Here is an 18456-nt window from a genome sequence, read left to right as displayed (position 1 = left end):
CACAATTAAATCGCCCCTAGATTGAACAAATTTTAATCCTGAAAGGTCAACAGGCCCTAGAACATTGGAGTGTGAATGTATCTTTTTGAAGGTCTTAAAAAGAAAATCTCAGAATACTTGCCCGCTGCTGATGTAGAGCTGGTTCAAAAATCTTACGTGGTAGCCCGAGAGGCCCATGAAGGACAAACTCGCTCGAGTGGCGAACCTTACATAACGCACCCAGTAGAAGTAACCCAAATTCTTGCAGGCATGCATCTTGACCATGAAACGCTCATGGCCGCGCTAATGCATGATGTAATTGAAGATACTGATTTTAGTCAACAAGATTTAGCCGAGATATTTGGCGAAACTGTTGCAGAGCTAGTTGAAGGTGTGAGTAAGCTCGATAAGCTTAGCTTTAAAGATAAAAAAGAATTCCAAGCTGAAAACTACCGCAAAATGATTATGGCAATGACTCAGGATATTCGAGTCATTTTAATCAAGCTTGCTGATAGAACACACAATATGCGTACTTTAGGCGCATTGCGCCCAGATAAGCGCCGCAGAATAGCGCGTGAAACACTAGAAATTTACGCACCAATTGCAAACCGCTTAGGTATTCACGATATTAAAAATGAACTTGAAGACTTAGGTTTTCAAGCTTTATATCCTATGCGTCATCGCGCACTTAAATCGGAAGTTGCTAAAGCACGCGGTAATCGCAAAGAAGTTATCACTAATATCCAACATGAAATAGAAGCACGTCTTGAAGAATCAGGCATTAAAGCAACTGTGTCAGGCCGTGAAAAACATTTATATAGTATTTATAAAAAAATGCTTAATAAAGAACTGCTATTTAACGAAGTTATGGATATTTACGCGTTTAGAATTGCAGTTGACTCTATGGATACGTGTTATCGTGTATTAGGTGTAGCTCATAGTCTTTATAAACCTATTGAAACACGCTTTAAAGATTATATTGCAGTACCAAAAACAAATGGTTACCAATCGCTTCATACTTCATTAGTTGGTCCTCACGGTATACCTGTTGAAATTCAAATTCGTACTCATGATATGGATCATATGGCCGACAAAGGTGTAGCGGCGCATTGGATGTATAAAAAAGCAGGTGATGGCGCAGGTAATACTTCGCAGCAACGTGCTCGCCAGTGGATGCAGAGCTTATTAGAGCTTCAGCAAAGTGCGGGTTCATCATTTGAATTTATTGAAAATGTAAAAACTGAGCTATTCCCAGAAGAAATTTACGTATTTACACCAGATGGGCGTATTGTTGAGCTACCAATGGGTGCTACCGCAGTCGATTTTGCTTATGCCGTGCATACAGATGTAGGCAACACCTGCGTAGGCGCTCGCGTTAATCGCAAGCCGCACCCTTTAAGTAGGCCCTTAGATACAGGGCAAACTATAGAAATAATAACAAGCTCAGGCGCTCACCCTAATGCAACATGGCTAAACTTTATTGTTACTGGTAAAGCGCGTTTGGGCGTTCGTAACTACCTTAGAAGCCAGCATCATGAAGAAGCTATGCTTTTAGGGCGCCGCTTACTTGATTCAGCATTAGGTGAAAACAAACTAGATAGCATTGCTGATGAAAATATAGCGAGAGTACTTGAGGAGCACGAACTAACAACGCTTCTTGAATTACTTGTAGAAATTGGCTCTGGTAACCTAATGAGCATGTTAATTGCCAAACGCCTGTTACAAAATGACAGTGACGACTTAACTGATATTACCAGCCAAGCCAAAGCGACCATTATTGGTACTGAGGGCATGCTAGTTAATTACTCCAAGTGTTGCCGACCTGTACCTGGCGATGCTATTACAGCTCATGTAAGCCAAGGTAAGGGCCTGACCGTTCACCGCCAAGAATGTAAAAACATCCGTGGCTGGGAAAATGAGCGCTCTAAATACTTAGTTGTAAAATGGGACGATAACCCAGAGAAAGAATATATTGCAGCTCTGAGAGTTGAAATTATTAATCATCAGGGGGCTCTGGCTAAATTAACCAATGTTGTTACTACAACCCAAGCCAATATTGTAGAAATAACCACCGATGAAAAAGAAAGTAATTTATACGTGATAGATTTAGGGGTTACCGTTAAAAACCGTATCCACGTTGCTAACATTATGCGCCGCATTCGCGTTATGCCTGATGTACAAAAAGTCTATCGTAAAAAGTAAAATAGGAAACACATGAATAAAGCATTTATCTCTACCGACAAAGCACCTGCTGCCATTGGCACTTACAGCCAAGCAGTTAAAGTAGGCACCGCTGTTTATTTATCTGGTCAAATTCCATTAGTGCCAGAAACGATGGAAATGATTTCAGAAGACTTTAGTGAGCAAACGCATCAGGTATTTAAAAATATCACTGCGGTATGTGAAGAAGCTGGCGGGCAAATTCAAGATTTAGTGAAAATAAATATTTATCTAACTGATTTATCTAACTTCGCTACTGTAAATGAAGTGATGAGCCAATACTTTAAGCAACCTTACCCAGCGAGAGCTGCATTAGGTGTTCGTGCACTTCCAAAAGGTGCACAAGTTGAAATAGATGGAATAATGGAACTTCCTTCTACCAATTAAGTATTACAGGCTATAGAGCCTCTCTATAGCCTTTTTTTCCCTCTTAGCACTTCGTTCTCTGTGACTTCTTGACTCAAATGTAAATTTCTAGCAATCTGTAGTTGTGTTTTAAAAAACAAACTTAACTTAAGTAGTAAAAAAGGATTAACTCGTGTTTAAGCTTGCCAACAATGGAAATGTTTTACTTGATGTAAAAGAACATATTCCTCCCAGCGCTGCATTTATTTTAGAGGCTCTCGAAAAGTCAGCTTTTTGCGACTGCAAAATAGATCATGACGCTATTAATGATTTTTTTAAAAACGAAAACACACAACACACTCTGGTTGTAGCAACAAAACACAATGCCACTTTAAATGTAACAATTAGCGACGATAAAATGTTGGCCATTGGCGAGCTAACCCTTGCCCAAGGCGGAAAATTATTAAGTTTAGAAGATGCAAAAAAACAACTCGTTAAAGCAGGAATTGTGCGTGGCTATAAGCAAGCATTTTTAGAGTTGCTACTGCAAAAACAGTTTGAACATACAGCGGGTTCTGTCGTTAAGGGAGTATTAGCTAAAGGCAGACTACCAAGTGATGGTTTGGCCACTAAACTAATAACAACCGTAGAGACTTTAAAAGACCGTTTAAAAACCCCCAAGCTCAAAGAAGATGGCAGCGTGGATATGCGCGACTTTGGCAAGCTTGCAAGCGTAGAGCCAGGCTCTGTGCTTATTCGCCAACAACCAGCAACCCCTGGTAAAGAAGGCTTCACCGTAATAGGTGACATACTGCCCGCAAAACCCGGAGAAAATAAACAATTAGTAGCAGGCGAAGGCACCGAAATATCAAAGCTAAATCCGCTTGAACTAGTCTCTACTATTGCAGGTGTTCCGGTTGAAATTAATAATGGTATGCGTGTCGACGATATTTTTACCATTTCAGATGTAAACGTAAAAAGCGGCCACATTGACTTTCAAGGAAGTGTTATTGTTACCCGCAATATAGACCCTGGAATGAAAGTAACAGCCAAAGGCGATATTACTATATTTGGCACTGTTGAATCAGGAGAGCTTACCGCAGGCGGAAACATCACCGTTAAACAAGGCATTATTGGCCATCAAAAAGCCGATGAACAATCACTGTCTTGTAAGCTTATTGCACGAGGTGATATTCACGTATCCCATTCACAGTATTGCTACCTAGAAGCAAATAATATTTTTATTGATCGCCAAACAAGCCACTGTGTAATGAAAGCTAAACGCTTACTGCAAGTTGGTCAATCCGACTTACCTAAGGGTAAAATATTTGGTGGCGAAATACTCGATGCAACGACCCTCATTGCTGGCGAAATAGGGAATGAATCAGGCGCTAAAATGATTATTAACCTAGCGGCTTCTGGCGCCGAAATAACCGCTGATACTGATAATTGCTTTAAAGACTTAGCTAAAACAGATGCACAGCTAGACACGTTGCAAGCAGCACTAGAAAAAACTGATTTAGTGAAGGATGCCGAAAAGAAAAAACTATTAATTACTAAAATTGGTGCTACTCAAAAGCATTATTGTGAGCAGGCAGAGCAATTAGAAAAACGTCTTTCAAACTTAGATCACGACTTACACGATTTACTTAACGACGCTAATTTAGCGGTAAATTCTGTTTTGCATTCAGGTGTAGAGATTCATATTTTTGATAAAGTACTCAAAACAATCCGCAATTACCCTCCGTGCAACGTTAAACTTTTGAATAACAAAATTGAAATAGAGTTCAAAACAAGCTAATAACTGAGTGCTCTATTGAGCACTCAAATTTATTCACATTTAAAGTAAACCGCTTACCTCAGCATGTGTTTGCTGCGGCCATACACCCACTTGTACTTGGCCAATATGCTGCTTTTGTAGCAAGAGCATAGCCAAGCGCGACTGCCCTATTCCACCGCCAATTGTTTGCGGAAATTTACTTTGTAGTAGCGCTTTATGCCAATCAAACTCTAAGCGGTCTTCATCTCCAGTAACCCTTAACTGCGCTTTTAACACCTCAGGACTTACGCGTATACCCATTGATGAAATTTCAAAAGCGTCTTCAAGTACTGGGTTCCATACTAAAATATCACCATTTAAACCCATGTATTGCTCGCATGTCGGCGTAGACCAATCATCGTAATCTGGGGCTCTTACATCATGGATTTTGCCATCACCAAGCGCGCCACCAATACCAATTAAAAATACAGCACCATATTCTTGTGCAATGGCTTTTTCGCGTTGTTTAGCGCTAAAGTCAGGGTACATTTTACGTAACTCTTCACTGTGCACAAACTTAATGTCGTCCGGTAAAAAAGGCGTCAAACCATAAGACTCTCTTACAAAAGCTTCCGTCTCTTTTATCCCTTTATAAATAGATTGAACAGTTTGCTTTAGTGTTGCCAGCGAACGCTCTGTGGTTTCGTTAATTACTTTTTCCCAATCCCATTGATCAACATATACAGAATGAATAGGACTTAATGAATCTTCATCTGGGCGCAAAGCTTTCATTTGAGTATAAATACCCTCACCAACACCAAAGCCATAAGTTGCTAGTGTTTTACGTTTCCACTTAGCCAATGAATGCACCACTTCGTAGCGGCTATCTGTAATCGCTTTTACATTTACAGCAACTGCGTTTTCATGGCCGCTTAAGTTATCTTGCGTGCCGTCACCTACTTTAGCCAAAATAGGGGCTTGAACCTCAACCAGCCCAAGTTGGGTTTCTAGTTGCTGTGAAAAAAATTGCTTAACTTTACTTATTTGCTGCTGTTGCTGCACATAGTGTGAACTCATAATAATTGGCCTCATTCCCAGTTATTGTTACTTGCTTAATTGATAAAAAGCGCCCTAACGAGCGCCTTTAATGAGGTTAATGTAACGATTTGATGAATTAATTCAACATCCCACAATAAAAATAGCCTTAACATATTAAAATCATCAATTAAGTGGTATAAAAATCATATATTCAATAATTTTATGAGAAAAATATAATGGAAAATTATTTAATCGATAATCTCGATAAACAGATACTTCATGCATTAATGGAAAATGCTCGTACTGCGTACGCCGAATTAGCAAAAAGATTTAATGTAAGCGCTGGGACAATTCACGTAAGAATTGAAAAAATGAAGCAAGCAGGAATCATTACAGGCACCCAATTAACGATTAATACTAAACAGCTAGGCTACGATGTGTGTTGTTTTATAGGTATTAATTTAAATAACGCACGTGATTACCCACAAACACTTATAAAGCTAGAAGCATTGGAGGAAGTGGTAGAGGCTTATTACACAACAGGTAACTACAGTATATTTATAAAGGTAATGACAAAATCTATTGATCACTTACAAGATGTGCTGATTAATAAAATACAGGCAATAGAAGCCATTCAATCAACAGAAACTCTTATTTCTCTACAAAATCCAATTAGCCGTACGGTAATGCCTTAACTGCAAAAATCTCGTATAATTGCCGAAAAAAGAGGATAACCATGCAGCAAACTCGCTATCAAAGAATCGAAGACGTACTTTCGCGCCGTCAAACAGACTTAACCGTGTGCTTAGAAGACGTGCACAAACACCATAACTTATCTGCAATAGTACGAAGTGCTGATGCGGTTGGTTGTCATCACGTACATGCTGTATGGCCTGAAAAGCAAAAATGGCTAACAAATAATACCTCAGGTGGCAGTAAAAACTGGCTAGAGACGCACTTACATAGAAATATTGATGATGCAGTTACTGCAATGCGTGAACGCAACCCAGAAATACAAATATTAGCGACTCACTTATCAGAAGATGCCGTTGATTTTAGAGAAGTAGATTACACCAAGCCAACGGCTATTATTGTTGGACAAGAAAAAACAGGGATATCAGAAAAAGCCCTAGAATATGCCGATCAAAATATTATTATTCCAATGCAAGGCATGGTGCAATCACTAAATGTTTCAGTTGCTGCTGCGCTAATATTGTTTGAAGCACAGCGCCAACGCGAGCTGGCTGGTTTATATAATAGAGATATGTTGAGCGCCGAAGTTAAACATCCACTTTACTTTGAAGGCTGCCACCCTATTATCGCAAGGCAGTGTAAACAAAAAAAATTACCTTATCCTGCACTTGATGAAAACGGCGAAATAGTCGCTGACGAGCAATTTTGGCAAGCTTTAAAACATACTTGATGGACTAAAGCTCTGTAAGTACACTTAACTTATTCACAAATAATAAGATTGATATAATTTGTCTAAACCTAGCTTAAATCAATACCCAATTACAGAGCTCAAAGGGGTCGGCCCAAAAATGGCTGAGCGTTTGTTAAAGCTAGGTATTTTAACTGTGCAAGATATGCTTTTTCATTTGCCACTTCGCTATGAAGATCGCACTCGCTTATACGCGATTAATGAGTTGTCACTACATAGCCACGTGAGTGTTGAAGCAACAATTGAAACAAGCCAAATCACGTTTGGAAAAAGGCGCATGCTTGTTTGCCAAATCAATGATGGTACTGGCAGGCTAACACTACGATTTTTTAATTTTACCGCTGCACAAAAAAACGCATTTAGCGCTGGTAAAATAATACGTTGTTTTGGTGAAGTGCGCCGTGGCCGTGTTGGCTTTGAAATGAGTCATCCTGAATACAGCATCAGCGATACCTCTAACGAGCAGCCGGTAGCGACAACATTAACGCCCGTTTATTCAACAACCGAAGGCTTAAAGCAACTATCGATTAGAGCTTTAAGCGAACAGGCTATTGATTTACTAAATAAATACTCAGTAGAAGAACTACTGCCTTCACAGTGGCAGCCATCAAATATGCCGCTAAGTGACGCCTTATTATTACTGCACCGCCCACCAAATAATGTTGATGTAGCTGCATTAGAGCAAGGTACTCACCCTGCTCAACAGCGCCTTGTATTTGAGGAGTTACTTGCTCAAAACCTCAGCTTATTAAAAGTACGAGAGCAAGGGCAACAAGTTAAAGCCGTGGCATTAAATCCGGTAAACACATTAGAAAGCCAATTTTTAGAGCAACTTCCTTTTGCACCCACAAATGCGCAAAGCCGCGTAGTTGCTGACATTAAAGGTGACATGCAACACGCGTATCCCATGATGCGTTTAGTACAAGGCGATGTAGGCTCTGGTAAAACCCTAGTAGCAGCACTTAGTGCACTAACAGCCATTGCGCAGGGCTTTCAAGTCGCTTTAATGGCTCCTACTGAAATTTTATCAGAGCAACATGGTGTTAATTTTACAACGTGGTTTAATCAACTAGGTATAACAGTTGCTTGGCTTGGCGGTAAAACAAAAGGCAAAGAGCGCGTAGCAACACTTGAAAAAATAGCCTCTGGTGAAGCGCAAATGATTGTAGGTACTCACGCTTTATTTCAAGATGAAGTTAAGTTTAATAACTTAGTGCTTATCGTTATTGATGAACAACACCGCTTTGGTGTCCACCAGCGTTTATCACTGCGTGAAAAAGGTAAGTTTGGTGATTGTTACCCTCATCAACTAGTCATGACCGCAACACCCATTCCACGTACACTCGCCATGACCGCCTATGCCGACTTAGAAACCTCTGTGATTGACGAGCTGCCACCTGGGCGTACGCCAATCACAACAGTGGCACTTCCTGATACTCGCAGAGACGATATTATTGCCCGCGTTAAATTAGCGTGTAACGAGCAAGGCCGCCAAGTTTATTGGGTGTGTACACTTATTGATGAATCTGAAGTACTGCAATGCCAAGCCGCCGAAGACAGTGCACTACAGTTAAAAGAAGCATTACCAGAGCTAAACGTAGGCTTAGTACATGGGCGAATGAAATCAGCTGAAAAACAAGCCATTATGAGCGAGTTTAAGGCAGGTAATATACATGTTTTAGTTGCCACGACGGTTATTGAAGTTGGTGTAGATGTCCCTAATGCGAGCTTAATCATTATAGAAAACCCTGAGCGCTTAGGCTTAGCACAGCTGCATCAGTTACGTGGGCGAGTTGGCCGTGGCGCTACTGCATCGCATTGCGTGCTTTTATACCACGCACCACTGTCTCATACCGCTCAAAAGCGATTAGGTGTACTACGCGATAGTAACGATGGCTTTGTGATAGCAGAGCGCGATTTAGAAATTCGTGGCCCTGGTGAAGTACTCGGTACAAAACAAACAGGGTTAGCCGAGTTTAAAATTGCCGATCTTACCCGCGATAAGCACATCCTCAACCAAGTTAGACCGATTGCACAGCAAATGCTTAAGCAACACCCAGAGGTTGTTGACCCGCTAATTCAACGTTGGTTGGGTAATAAGCAAAATTACGCGCAAGCGTAACCACTCTATTTTCGATATTTTTGAGTTTACTAAGTTAATTTACTAAATTAGCTTACTAAGGATATAAAAAAGTCAGCTCTAAACGATATAGAGCTGACTTCTGATATCTCAATAGAGCAGCATAAAAGCGATTTTCGCCCTTTACTTCTCTTAGTTAAATTTAAGCTTTATTAAGCTCAAATATAAGCGATGTTTGCGGGAATGAAATTGGCATTTGTAAACCAAACTGCATTAGCGCTTCACCGGTAAATGTTTGACCATTTACCGCAGCAATAGAAGATGGGCGATACTCTTCAAATTTTACCGGCCACACTAAATTAAGTGTGTACTGCGCATCGGCATCTAGGCCAACAAAACGAAGCTTATTAGGCGCTGTACGCGGTGTTTCGCGAACGCTGTTATAGGCAAATAACGCTTTTGTTTTTTGCGCATCAATTAAACCAAAGTTAATTGATAAATCGTCGCTATCTAGGCGGTATAAATCGGCAGCATGAATAAACTCACGATGCTCTTTGTGTAGTGCTATTGCCGCTTTAAGTGCATTGTATTCGTGATCGGTCAGTTCACGTGGGTCCATTTCGATTCCCATGTGGCCAAACATTGATACCGCAGCACGCATTTCAATACTTACATTACGCCCAGTGATATGACAATCGCGTGGGCCTACGTGTGCACCCATAACCGACGATGGGAAAAAGAAAGAACATCCACGCTGTATTTCAAGGCGATCAAGCGCATCGTTTGAATCTGACGTCCATACACGATCTGTGTGTGCAAGTACGCCGTAATCTACACGTGCACCACCTGACGAACAGCTTTCTATTTCAAGACCAGGGTGCGCCGCTTTAATACGGTCAATTAAACGATAAAGTGCCAATGTTTGCTGATGCACAGCAGGCTTGCCATCAAAATTACCCGCATGGTTAATATCGCGGTTCATATCCCATTTAATGTACTTAATAGTTGGGTATTCAACTAAAATATCGTCAATCGCTTTGTATAGGTACTCAACAACCTCAGAGCGCGTTAAATCAAGTACTAGCTGATTTCTAAAGCTTAACTGCTCGTTATTTTCTGAGCCTAAAACCCAATCAGGATGCGCGCGGTATAAATCACTATCTGGGTTAACCATTTCTGGTTCAAACCAAATACCAAACTCCATACCTAAGCTATTAACATGATCAATGACTGGCGATAAACCATCTGGGTAGATTTTATAATCTACTGTCCAATCACCTAAGCCTGCATTGTCGCCACGGCGGCCTTTAAACCAGCCATCATCAAGTACAAAACGCTCAATACCTAACGGCGCTACTTTGTCGGCTAGTTGCTTAAGCGTGTCTACGTCGTGATCAAAGTAAATACCTTCCCACGTGTTGTAATGCACAGGGCGCGCTTTTTCACGTTGAGCTTGGCTAAGTAAATTAGCTTTAACAAAACGATGGAAATTACGAGAAAGCGCACTAAAACCTTCACTTGAAAACGAGCCATAAATGCTCGGGCTTTGATACGTTTGACCTTTAGCAAGCGTAAGCTCACCAGGAAGTAATAGCTCACCCATTTGTACATAACGACGACCTTCAGCTAGAAGCTCTGCGCGTAGTTTATTGTTGCCGCTCCAACCTAAATGAAAGCCGTAACATTCGCCGTGTTGCTCGCCTGCATTTTCGTTATGCACTAATAAACCAGGAAACACATCGTGTGATGTTTTGCCTTTACGGTTTTCACGTACAAAGCTCCCAAGCACTAAATCAACAGATTGACGCTGGAATTCGTTTGACCAACGACCTTCAAAGCTCACTATTTTGCTTACGCTATCTGGCAATTGAAATGTTGGCGCGGCGCAAAAATTAACGCCCAGTGGTGAGTCACCTAAATTAGTTAATACAGTATGTGCACTTAGTACGTCACTGTTATTGTCAAGCGTAATGCTGTGCACGACTTCAATACCACGAAGCTTATCTACACTTACAAACTCAACAGTCGCACTTGAAGGCTGACGCACTTCTTGAAGCTCTGGCCCAACTGACCATGCGATTGAATCATTTACTAGCTCAAGCCCTGGCGCGCCAGTAAAGCCTTCGCCTAATAAAGGAGATAGAGAAATAGGCGCTTCTTCAACCACGGCACATTTTACTTCTTGACGGGTAGCAAGCTGAGTAAGCATTGTTTCTGTTGTTTGCTCAGATAGGCGTTTACCAAAGTACAGTAACGCCGGTGTTTTGCTCTGGCAGTCGAAAATAACGGTGCTGTTTACACTGTCTAATCGATAAAATGATTTAGTGTCGGCCATGATTTTCCTATCCTCTTGTTCATTGTGTGAGTTATAAATATAACGAAAATTAGTAAGCTACACTATTTACTAAATGTATCTCTTTGCTTGAGCCACAATCTATCAGATGGTGACACTCAATAATAGTATATATCATACAAATTAGGTTTTGATAGTCTTTACATCGCAAATAGTCAGATAAACTCACTGGAAGTACCACTGTAATAAAAGGTATTAAACTAACCTTTACTTTAAAGCTCTGTTATTGCTTTTAATATATATAAAAAATCGGCCAGAGTTGCCCCATGACCGATTTTGTCAGCTTAAACTATTTACAATCTATTTTTGTACTTGTACTTGTCCTGCGTCATCAAGTGCCGGTGTTTTACCTGCCCACTGCGCATTCAAACCAAATACCACTTTATTTACTATCAATGCAAAAGCTACACATACAATCAGTGTAATTGGCATTAAATGAATGTAATGAATGTCAGTATGTAGTGGTGAGTTTGCAAACGTAAGCATGCCGTACATTACAACACCTAAAATTACTGCTGCAATACCTGCACGTGCATCAACATTTTTAAATAATAAGCCCACTACAAAAATTGAGAATATAGGCATACTTAATAAGCCGTTTAATTGCTGTAGCAAGTTAATAATACTGTCTGCTTGCTGGTAAATTGGTACAAGTACCAGTGTTAAGCTTGTTAGTAGCAATGTTACGTAACCGCTTAGCTTTACAACACTTGGCTCTTTATTAAAGTAAGCTTCGTGAATGTCACACACGTATAGTGCTGTAGCTGAATTTAATAAGCTGTTGTAAGTAGAGAGTACAGCGGCTGCCATTGCCGCTGCAAACACACCGGTTAACCATGCTGGCATTACATCACCTACAATTCGACCATAAGCAGCGTCGCCAATATCGCCGTAAAGTTTAAACGAAATAATACCCGGTAATACCACAATGGCAGGGACGATTAAAAAACGAATTCCCGCTGCGGCAAATATACCTTTTTGCGCTTCTTTAACATTAGGAGCAGCCATGGCTCGTTGCGTAATTGTTTGGTTAGTACCCCAGTAATACATTTGAATAAAGATCATACCGGTTAAAAGTGTTGGCCATGGAATAGGTGAATCAGCATCGCCGATGAGTGTTAAGCGCTCCTCTGGAATACCCGTAAAGTCATAATCAATCGCATTTAGTGCTAAAAACACCACTAAAACAGCCATACCCAGTACCAGTAAGCCGTTATAAGTATCAGACACTGCAACTGCACGTAGACCACCAAAAAACGCATAAATAGCACCTACAATGGCAAATGCGGTGGCAATATACATTAGCGGAATATCAACCTTAAACATGGTTTGCATAAACAGCGCACCTGAGTAAATTACCGCTGGCATGTAAATAAGTGCATTACCTAAAAAGAATAATCCCCCAATAACAGCGCGAATATGTTTGTTGTTATAGCGCTTTTCTAAAAGCTCTGTGGTCGTTGTACAGTTGTATTTATAATAAACAGGAATAAACACTTTGGCTAAAATAATCAAACCTATAATTGCTGCAAGCTCCCACCAAACTAGTAAAGCCATTTGGTTACCATTCATACCTACTAGTTGGTCGGTACTTAAATTAGTTAATGTTATTGAACCTGCAACAAACATCCAAGTAAGGCCACCGCCCGCTAAAAAATACTCTTTGGTTTGGCTTTGTCCGTTATTACGATTTTGGCCTCGGCATTTCCAATAAGTAAGGCCACCAATTAAAGCGGTGACAAAAACAAAAACCACCAGCTGTAAAATGTTATCTGACATGTGTGTGTCTCCTACGCGTTACGCGCAATGTCTGTGTAATAAAAAAAGTGCACGCTACAGCGCGTGCGCATCTCGACTTAGTTCTAACTTAATTTGCTTTAAAGGCATAAGTTCGGGACGTTGGTTGTGCAGCTTTACCAATGCATTTAACTGAAACAGTGAAATAAGCATACTGTTAAGCACACTTAGGTAACCTTGCTTGTGTAAGTTTGCAACGGTATCGCTATCTAAAGTTTGCAGTTTGTCTTCATCAACGGTGCTCAAACCTTGAATAGTTTGGGTTTCGCCTTGTTCAAACTGCAATACAATATCTATGTTTTTAATAAGCCCTAAGCGCGCTACTTCCTGGGTAAATTGATACGTTTGATAATCATTTTTTAAATCGCTCTCAAGTAGCTTTTGCTGTGAATTTAAAAATAAGCTTGGGTTACCTTTAGCATCAAATAGTGCCTCGCCTTGCTGCGTATTTACGGCTGAGCTTTGATCATCAATCGCAATAAAGTAGTCGCTGCTATTTGCTTCACGGGTCATTAAATAAAGAGGGTGAGTTTGTATACATACCGGTGTGTAAAGCGCCTGCCACTGGTTGTTATTAACCAATAAACTTTGCCCAGCACTAAAGCTTGTTAAACCCGATACGGTATAACTGCCGTTTTGCGCATTTCGCGCTAAAAATATAGGTAAGTCGCATGCAGCTTTTGCCACTTCGTTAGCTCTTAAATTAACTAAATGCTGCGTTTTTGCATATTCAACACCTGCATTAGGGTTAATTTTTAATGTTTGGTGTTTGGTGTTTACTAGTTCACTAATAGCCATAGTTACACATCCTTAAACTGGGTTAGCCGCTAACCACTGCTCAATATAAGCGCGGTGTGGCGGCAAAGTTTGCAACATCTGCTGTGTAAGCTGGCTGTTACGTTCAATTATTTGTTTGGCTTGCGCGTCTTGTGAATACAAATAAGCCTGTTTAGTAAAGTCTGGTTTGAAGCCCATACCATATAAAACGTACTGGTAGCTGGCGGCTGGGAATAACTCTAATGCGCCATGAAAATCTTGAATAAGCGGGCCACGGCTTTCCCAAAGCAGTAAATCTTCTCGCAGGGTTTGTGGAATAGTGTCCGGATGTACATGTGCTTGCCAGTAAGGTTCTGGGCGCTTGGTTAACATGTAATGGAGCTTTAAAAAGTCGATAATGCGCTGCCAGCGGTAGTCCATTTGCTCGTTAAAGCGTTTAGCTACAATAGGCATTACTTGTGTATCTGCTGGCATATGCTCTGCTACAAAGCGTGCTGAAATTTCAACAAGCATAATAGCGGTTGCTTCAAGCGGCTCTACAAACCCTGCTGACATACCCACTGCAACACAGTTTTTATGCCAAAACTTCTCACGGTAGCCCGACTCAAAGCTAATTTTACGGGCAGTTAAACCGTTTGCTGCATCGCCTAAATAGTTTCGTAAGTTTTGCTCTGCTTCATCGTCTGATAAAAATTTGCTTGAATAAACATGCCCTACACCACGGCGATGCGTTAAACCTATATCCCAAATCCATCCAGCATTTTGCGCTGTTGCTATGGTATGGCTGGCTAAGGAGTCATCGTTTTCATCGTAAGGGACTTGCATTGCCAGTGCGCTGTCGTTAAATAGCACGTGGTCCATTTTTTTAAACGGTACGTTGAGCGCTTGGCCTAATAACAATGATGAAAAACCAGTACAGTCTATAAATAAATCGGCGCTTATAATGCGGGTTTGATCTTTTAGAGTAAGCTCATTTATTGCACCATCGTCATCAAGTTTTACCTGATCAACAGTACCAATAATATGCTCTACGCCAAGCTTACTTTTACAATGCTGTTTAAGCATTTCTGCAAAAGCGCCGGCATCTAAGTGATAAGCATAATTACAATTACCTTGATATTCACCTTGCGCTATACCTCTTGGGGCTAAGCTTGCTTCGCAAATATCATGTTGAAAATTAGTTTGCTGTGCAAAGTCTTCAACATTATCTAAATAAGGGGCTAAATCTATGCGGCCGTAGCCTAGCGGTACAGTAAATGGATGGTAGTAAAAGTCGTTGTTGCCGTGCGTCCAATTTACAAATTTACCACCTTGCTTAAAGGTAGCGTTACAGGCTTTAAATACATCAACTTCACGCAAACCTATTTGCTGAAGTGTGTTTTTCATAGTGGGCCAGGTACCTTCACCTACACCAATTGTTGGAATATCTGACGATTCAACCAACATCACTTTTAAGCCATCACCATTTTTACCTTGGTGATACGAAGCTATAATTGCAGCGCTCAACCATCCTGCTGTGCCGCCACCAATTACTGCGATTGTTTTTATTGTTTTATTCATAATGGACTACTCTTTGAGTATCTTTGATAACGTTTTATACAACAAATGCCCGGTAGGGCATTTGGATTTAATGTGGCTTCATTTTAGCCAATTAGGTTAACTAATATACATTACGGTTAAATTAACCTAATTGGTATTAGCACTAATGTGCTGCAATGAAACAAGAGGCGAGAAATTCACCTCAAACATTAATTAAAACGATCCGCGAATACCAAACGCGTAACGTGAGCCATTATCTTCCACTGAATAAATTTGGTTAGCAAAACGACCTGTTTGTACTAACTCTTCTTCAGTGATATTGATGCCTTCAGCAAAAATAGTGAAGTTTTCGTTAATATCGTAGCTTGCACTAATATCCCACTGGCCGTATGTTTCTACGTTCACTGGTTCACCATTGAAGCCGTTATCAACTAAGCGTAAAAAGCCTTCACGGTTGTTAAATGCAACACGTGCTTGCCAGTTGTCTTGCTCATAAAACAATACTAAGTTTTGTGAATCGCCCAAACCTTCAAGTGCAAATGTTTGAGTTGTATCATCACCTACACTAATATCGCTATTCACAACAGTCGCATTAGCGATAAAACCAAAGCCATTTTCAAACATGTGAGTAACACCCACTTCGAAGCCGGTTACAGTAGCAGACTCACCATTTTGAGGACGGCTTACAGTGTAAACTTCTGAGCTACCAATAAGTTCGTCATCTGTTTGGTCTGTACATGTAGTACACGCAAAATCAGGACCTGAACGGTCAGACATTTCGTATGTTTCTGCACCCGTTAACGTAACAATAAAGTCGTCAACTTCTTTACTAAATACTGCAAAGCTAAATAAGTTAGCATCGTTGTAGTACCACTCGTAAGAGATATCCCAGTTTTCTGATTGGAATGGTTTAAGTGCTGGATTGCCACCACTTGCCGTTAAGTTTTGACGACGTGGTTCGTTAAAGTTTGTCGCAGGAGATAACTGAGACATAGTTGGACGAGTAATACTATCGTACGCGGCAAAACGTAAAATCATATTATCTTGTAGCTCAAGCTTAACGTTGAAAGACGGTAGTAAGTTTGAGTAGCTAGTACCTTGTTCAATATTAGTCGCAGGGCCAAATACGTTAGCAAACAATGTCGCATCTGAAGTTGGAACTACATCGCTAATAAAGCTTTGTATTGCAGCAACTTCAATATCAGTTTCTGAGTAACGAGCACCCATATTAACGGTTACTGGCATATCAGCTAAATCAAAACCAAGCGTAAAGTCCATGTATAAACTAGTGATGTCTTCGTTAATTGTGTAACGGTTATTTTGTAGCGTTGGCTCTACTGGGAAACCTTGATCGGCTAAGTAATCAAGCATTTTATCGCCATCGTAGCTATAAAATGTATCGATCAAACCAGGGAAGTAATTACTCGCTGTGTATGCTTCAAAATCAATTTCATCAAGCGGTGCTTGTGTACCGTAACCACAAAATTGACATTGGCTACCAAAAATTTGGAAGCTAGATTTTTCACGCTCTTGGCGATAAGCACCAAAGTTAATACGCTCTACTGGGCCTTTATCTGGCACGTATTCAAAATCGGCTTTTACTTCAGTGATTTCATCTTCATCAGTAAATTGATTACCAATTTCGTTGTAGTGAAGACGCGCTAGGCTTGGATCTGGCAATGAACCATTTTCAAAGCCATCATGCTGTACGGTAGGAATGCTGCCTGTACCGTCAAAAGTATAGCTGTTAATAATACCCACTACGTTAAAACGATCATTACCTGCACGGTCGTTTTCAGCTGTTGAGCGAGATACATCAAATTTTGCTTTTAGTGACTCGTTTACTTGCCAATCTACATTAATACCAAATGCTTTATTAGTTACGTCACGTGAGTTACGTGTATGTGATACAAAGTCGCTTGCAGGGTCGCCACTTGGTGCGCCTAAGCCAACTTCTTGAGAGAAAGTTAAAAGCGTACCCGTTTCAGCATCAATTGTTGCGCTGCCTACACGGTCTGGTTCGAACCAAGATGCTAAATCACGCACTGACGAATCAACTTCAAATTTTGAAATCATTCCATCAACCGTAATCGTAACATCGTCAGATGGTGCATATTGAAGTACTAAACTTGCGTTTGTACGTTCACGGTCTTGCTCATCAACTACTTGGTCCCAGTTACGTGGAATGTAGGCATTTTCAAACAATACACCATCAGTTGGGTTAGATATTGTTTGGCCACCGCGCCAACCTGCCGTTAAAATTTGGTTATTTTGAAGTTTACGTTGTTGATTAGTGATGGCAAAAAGCACACCTAGCTTGTCATCGTTAAACGTATTACTTATTAAGAATGATGTTGATGGAGATACTTCTTCAGAAAGGCTTTCGTACATACCTTTAACTGAACCTAAAATATGTAAACCACCAAAATCAAAAGGGCGTGCTGTAGTTACGTTAACCGTACCACCAATGCCGCCTTCTTGAAGCGTTGCAGTATTACTTTTATAAATATCAGCACCGGTGATTTGATCTGCTGCTAATACATCAAAATTAAATTCACGACCTGCACTGTCTGTCGCAATTTGACGACCATTAACAAGTACAGTGTTAAATTGTGGACCAAAACCACGAATAGTTACCGCTTGGCCTTCACCACCACTACGGTCAATTGCTACACCTGTAATACGTTGCAGAGACTCTGCTACATTTAAATCAGGAAATTTACCAAGATCTTCTGCTTTAATCCCGTCTGTAACAACATTAGATGCTTTTTTATCTAACATTGATGAACGTAAGCTGCTGCGGATACCCGTTACTGCGATAACTTCAACATCTTCATTTACTACTGTAGGCGTATTGCCTTCAGCGCCTTGAGCTGCAACGCTTCCGCTTGCCAATATACCAGTGATAGCAATACTGAGCGCGGTTTTCTTGTTGAACGATAACTTATTGTTAATTACCATTTTTTAAAAACTCCTGATTGTGTGTAGTCGTTGTGTCGTTGTGGTAGTGCGTATAGTTTCAAATACTATTTATATTATAAATACTTTAAACCGGCAAAAAGTGCAACCTTTTCCTTAATTATGGATAGCATTCAATTACCGTATACTTTCTTTTGGTTTTCTTTTAA

At 40.5% G+C, this 18456-nt stretch carries 12 protein-coding genes; 6 read left to right on the top strand and 6 right to left on the bottom strand.

The genetic code is table 11. The annotated features are described in order from the left end of the window. The first annotated feature begins 75 nt into the window (after positions 1-75). The 3 genes from spoT (at position 76) to H5072_RS01395 (ending at position 4345) form a co-directional block, all read left to right on the top strand. Positions 76-2181, top strand: coding sequence for a bifunctional GTP diphosphokinase/guanosine-3',5'-bis pyrophosphate 3'-pyrophosphohydrolase (gene spoT, locus H5072_RS01405; protein WP_002958827.1), 2106 nt, complete (start codon positions 76-78; stop codon positions 2179-2181). Between the two features lie 12 nt (positions 2182-2193). Beyond that, positions 2194-2586, top strand: coding sequence for a RidA family protein (locus H5072_RS01400; protein ID WP_002958826.1), 393 nt, complete (start codon positions 2194-2196; stop codon positions 2584-2586). 151 nt (positions 2587-2737) lie between these two features. After that, on the top strand, positions 2738-4345 hold the full coding sequence (locus H5072_RS01395) for a DUF342 domain-containing protein (RefSeq protein ID WP_182692454.1): 1608 nt from the start codon (positions 2738-2740) through the stop codon (positions 4343-4345). Positions 4346-4384: 39 nt separating this feature from the next. Here H5072_RS01395 and asnA read toward each other — a convergent pair whose 3' ends face one another. Continuing rightward, a complete protein-coding gene (gene asnA, locus H5072_RS01390; protein WP_182692453.1) occupies positions 4385-5380 on the bottom strand; it encodes an aspartate--ammonia ligase in 996 nt (331 codons plus the stop codon). Positions 5381-5577: 197 nt separating this feature from the next. Here asnA and asnC point away from each other — a divergent pair, with 197 nt between their 5' ends. The 3 genes from asnC to recG are packed head-to-tail and all read left to right on the top strand — an operon-like array spanning position 5578 to position 8904. Then, entirely contained in the window at positions 5578-6036 is a 459-nt protein-coding gene (gene asnC, locus H5072_RS01385) for a transcriptional regulator AsnC (protein WP_024595831.1), read from the top strand. A gap of 41 nt (positions 6037-6077) precedes the next feature. Continuing rightward, on the top strand, positions 6078-6764 hold the full coding sequence (gene trmH / locus H5072_RS01380) for a tRNA (guanosine(18)-2'-O)-methyltransferase TrmH (protein WP_007580009.1): 687 nt from the start codon (positions 6078-6080) through the stop codon (positions 6762-6764). Positions 6765-6822: 58 nt separating this feature from the next. Beyond that, entirely contained in the window at positions 6823-8904 is a 2082-nt protein-coding gene (recG, locus tag H5072_RS01375) for an ATP-dependent DNA helicase RecG (protein ID WP_182692452.1), read from the top strand. Positions 8905-9064: 160 nt separating this feature from the next. Here the strand turns inward: recG and H5072_RS01370 are convergent, their stop codons facing one another. From H5072_RS01370 to H5072_RS01350, 5 genes are all read right to left on the bottom strand, one after another. Continuing rightward, positions 9065-11197: an alpha-galactosidase gene (locus H5072_RS01370; RefSeq protein ID WP_182692451.1), complete on the bottom strand. Its 2133-nt coding sequence runs from the start codon at positions 11195-11197 to the stop codon at positions 9065-9067. Between the two features lie 318 nt (positions 11198-11515). Beyond that, positions 11516-12994 carry an SLC5 family protein gene (locus H5072_RS01365; RefSeq protein ID WP_002958818.1) on the bottom strand — a complete coding sequence of 493 codons (1479 nt, stop codon included), beginning with the start codon at positions 12992-12994 and terminating at the stop codon, positions 11516-11518. A gap of 54 nt (positions 12995-13048) precedes the next feature. Further along, entirely contained in the window at positions 13049-13810 is a 762-nt protein-coding gene (locus tag H5072_RS01360) for a SapC family protein (protein ID WP_182692450.1), read from the bottom strand. 12 nt (positions 13811-13822) lie between these two features. Further along, a complete protein-coding gene (locus H5072_RS01355) occupies positions 13823-15349 on the bottom strand; it encodes a tryptophan halogenase family protein (RefSeq protein ID WP_182692449.1) in 1527 nt (508 codons plus the stop codon). A gap of 192 nt (positions 15350-15541) precedes the next feature. Further along, positions 15542-18289 (bottom strand): TonB-dependent receptor, encoded by a 2748-nt coding sequence (locus H5072_RS01350; protein WP_182692448.1) that lies wholly within the window; start codon positions 18287-18289, stop codon positions 15542-15544. Positions 18290-18456: the final 167 nt, after the last annotated feature.

The sequence above is a fragment of the Pseudoalteromonas sp. SR45-5 genome (assembly GCF_014163565.1).
Lineage (GTDB): Bacteria > Pseudomonadota > Gammaproteobacteria > Enterobacterales > Alteromonadaceae > Pseudoalteromonas > Pseudoalteromonas distincta.
Note: the sequence above shows the minus strand (reverse complement) of the source record. Positions and strands in the feature narration are given on the sequence as shown.

Excerpts from the sequence above, each read along its gene's own strand:
- spoT (WP_002958827.1), top strand. The coding sequence starts at position 76 with ATGTATCTTTTTGAAGGTCTTAAAAAGAAAATCTCAGAATACTTGCCC.
- H5072_RS01370 (WP_182692451.1), bottom strand. The coding sequence starts at position 11,197 with ATGGCCGACACTAAATCATTTTATCGATTAGACAGTGTAAACAGCACC.
- trmH (WP_007580009.1), top strand. The coding sequence starts at position 6,078 with ATGCAGCAAACTCGCTATCAAAGAATCGAAGACGTACTTTCGCGCCGT.
- H5072_RS01355 (WP_182692449.1), bottom strand. The coding sequence starts at position 15,349 with ATGAATAAAACAATAAAAACAATCGCAGTAATTGGTGGCGGCACAGCA.
- H5072_RS01400 (WP_002958826.1), top strand. The coding sequence starts at position 2,194 with ATGAATAAAGCATTTATCTCTACCGACAAAGCACCTGCTGCCATTGGC.
- H5072_RS01350 (WP_182692448.1), bottom strand. The coding sequence starts at position 18,289 with ATGGTAATTAACAATAAGTTATCGTTCAACAAGAAAACCGCGCTCAGT.
- H5072_RS01360 (WP_182692450.1), bottom strand. The coding sequence starts at position 13,810 with ATGGCTATTAGTGAACTAGTAAACACCAAACACCAAACATTAAAAATT.
- asnA (WP_182692453.1), bottom strand. The coding sequence starts at position 5,380 with ATGAGTTCACACTATGTGCAGCAACAGCAGCAAATAAGTAAAGTTAAG.
- asnC (WP_024595831.1), top strand. The coding sequence starts at position 5,578 with ATGGAAAATTATTTAATCGATAATCTCGATAAACAGATACTTCATGCA.
- H5072_RS01365 (WP_002958818.1), bottom strand. The coding sequence starts at position 12,994 with ATGTCAGATAACATTTTACAGCTGGTGGTTTTTGTTTTTGTCACCGCT.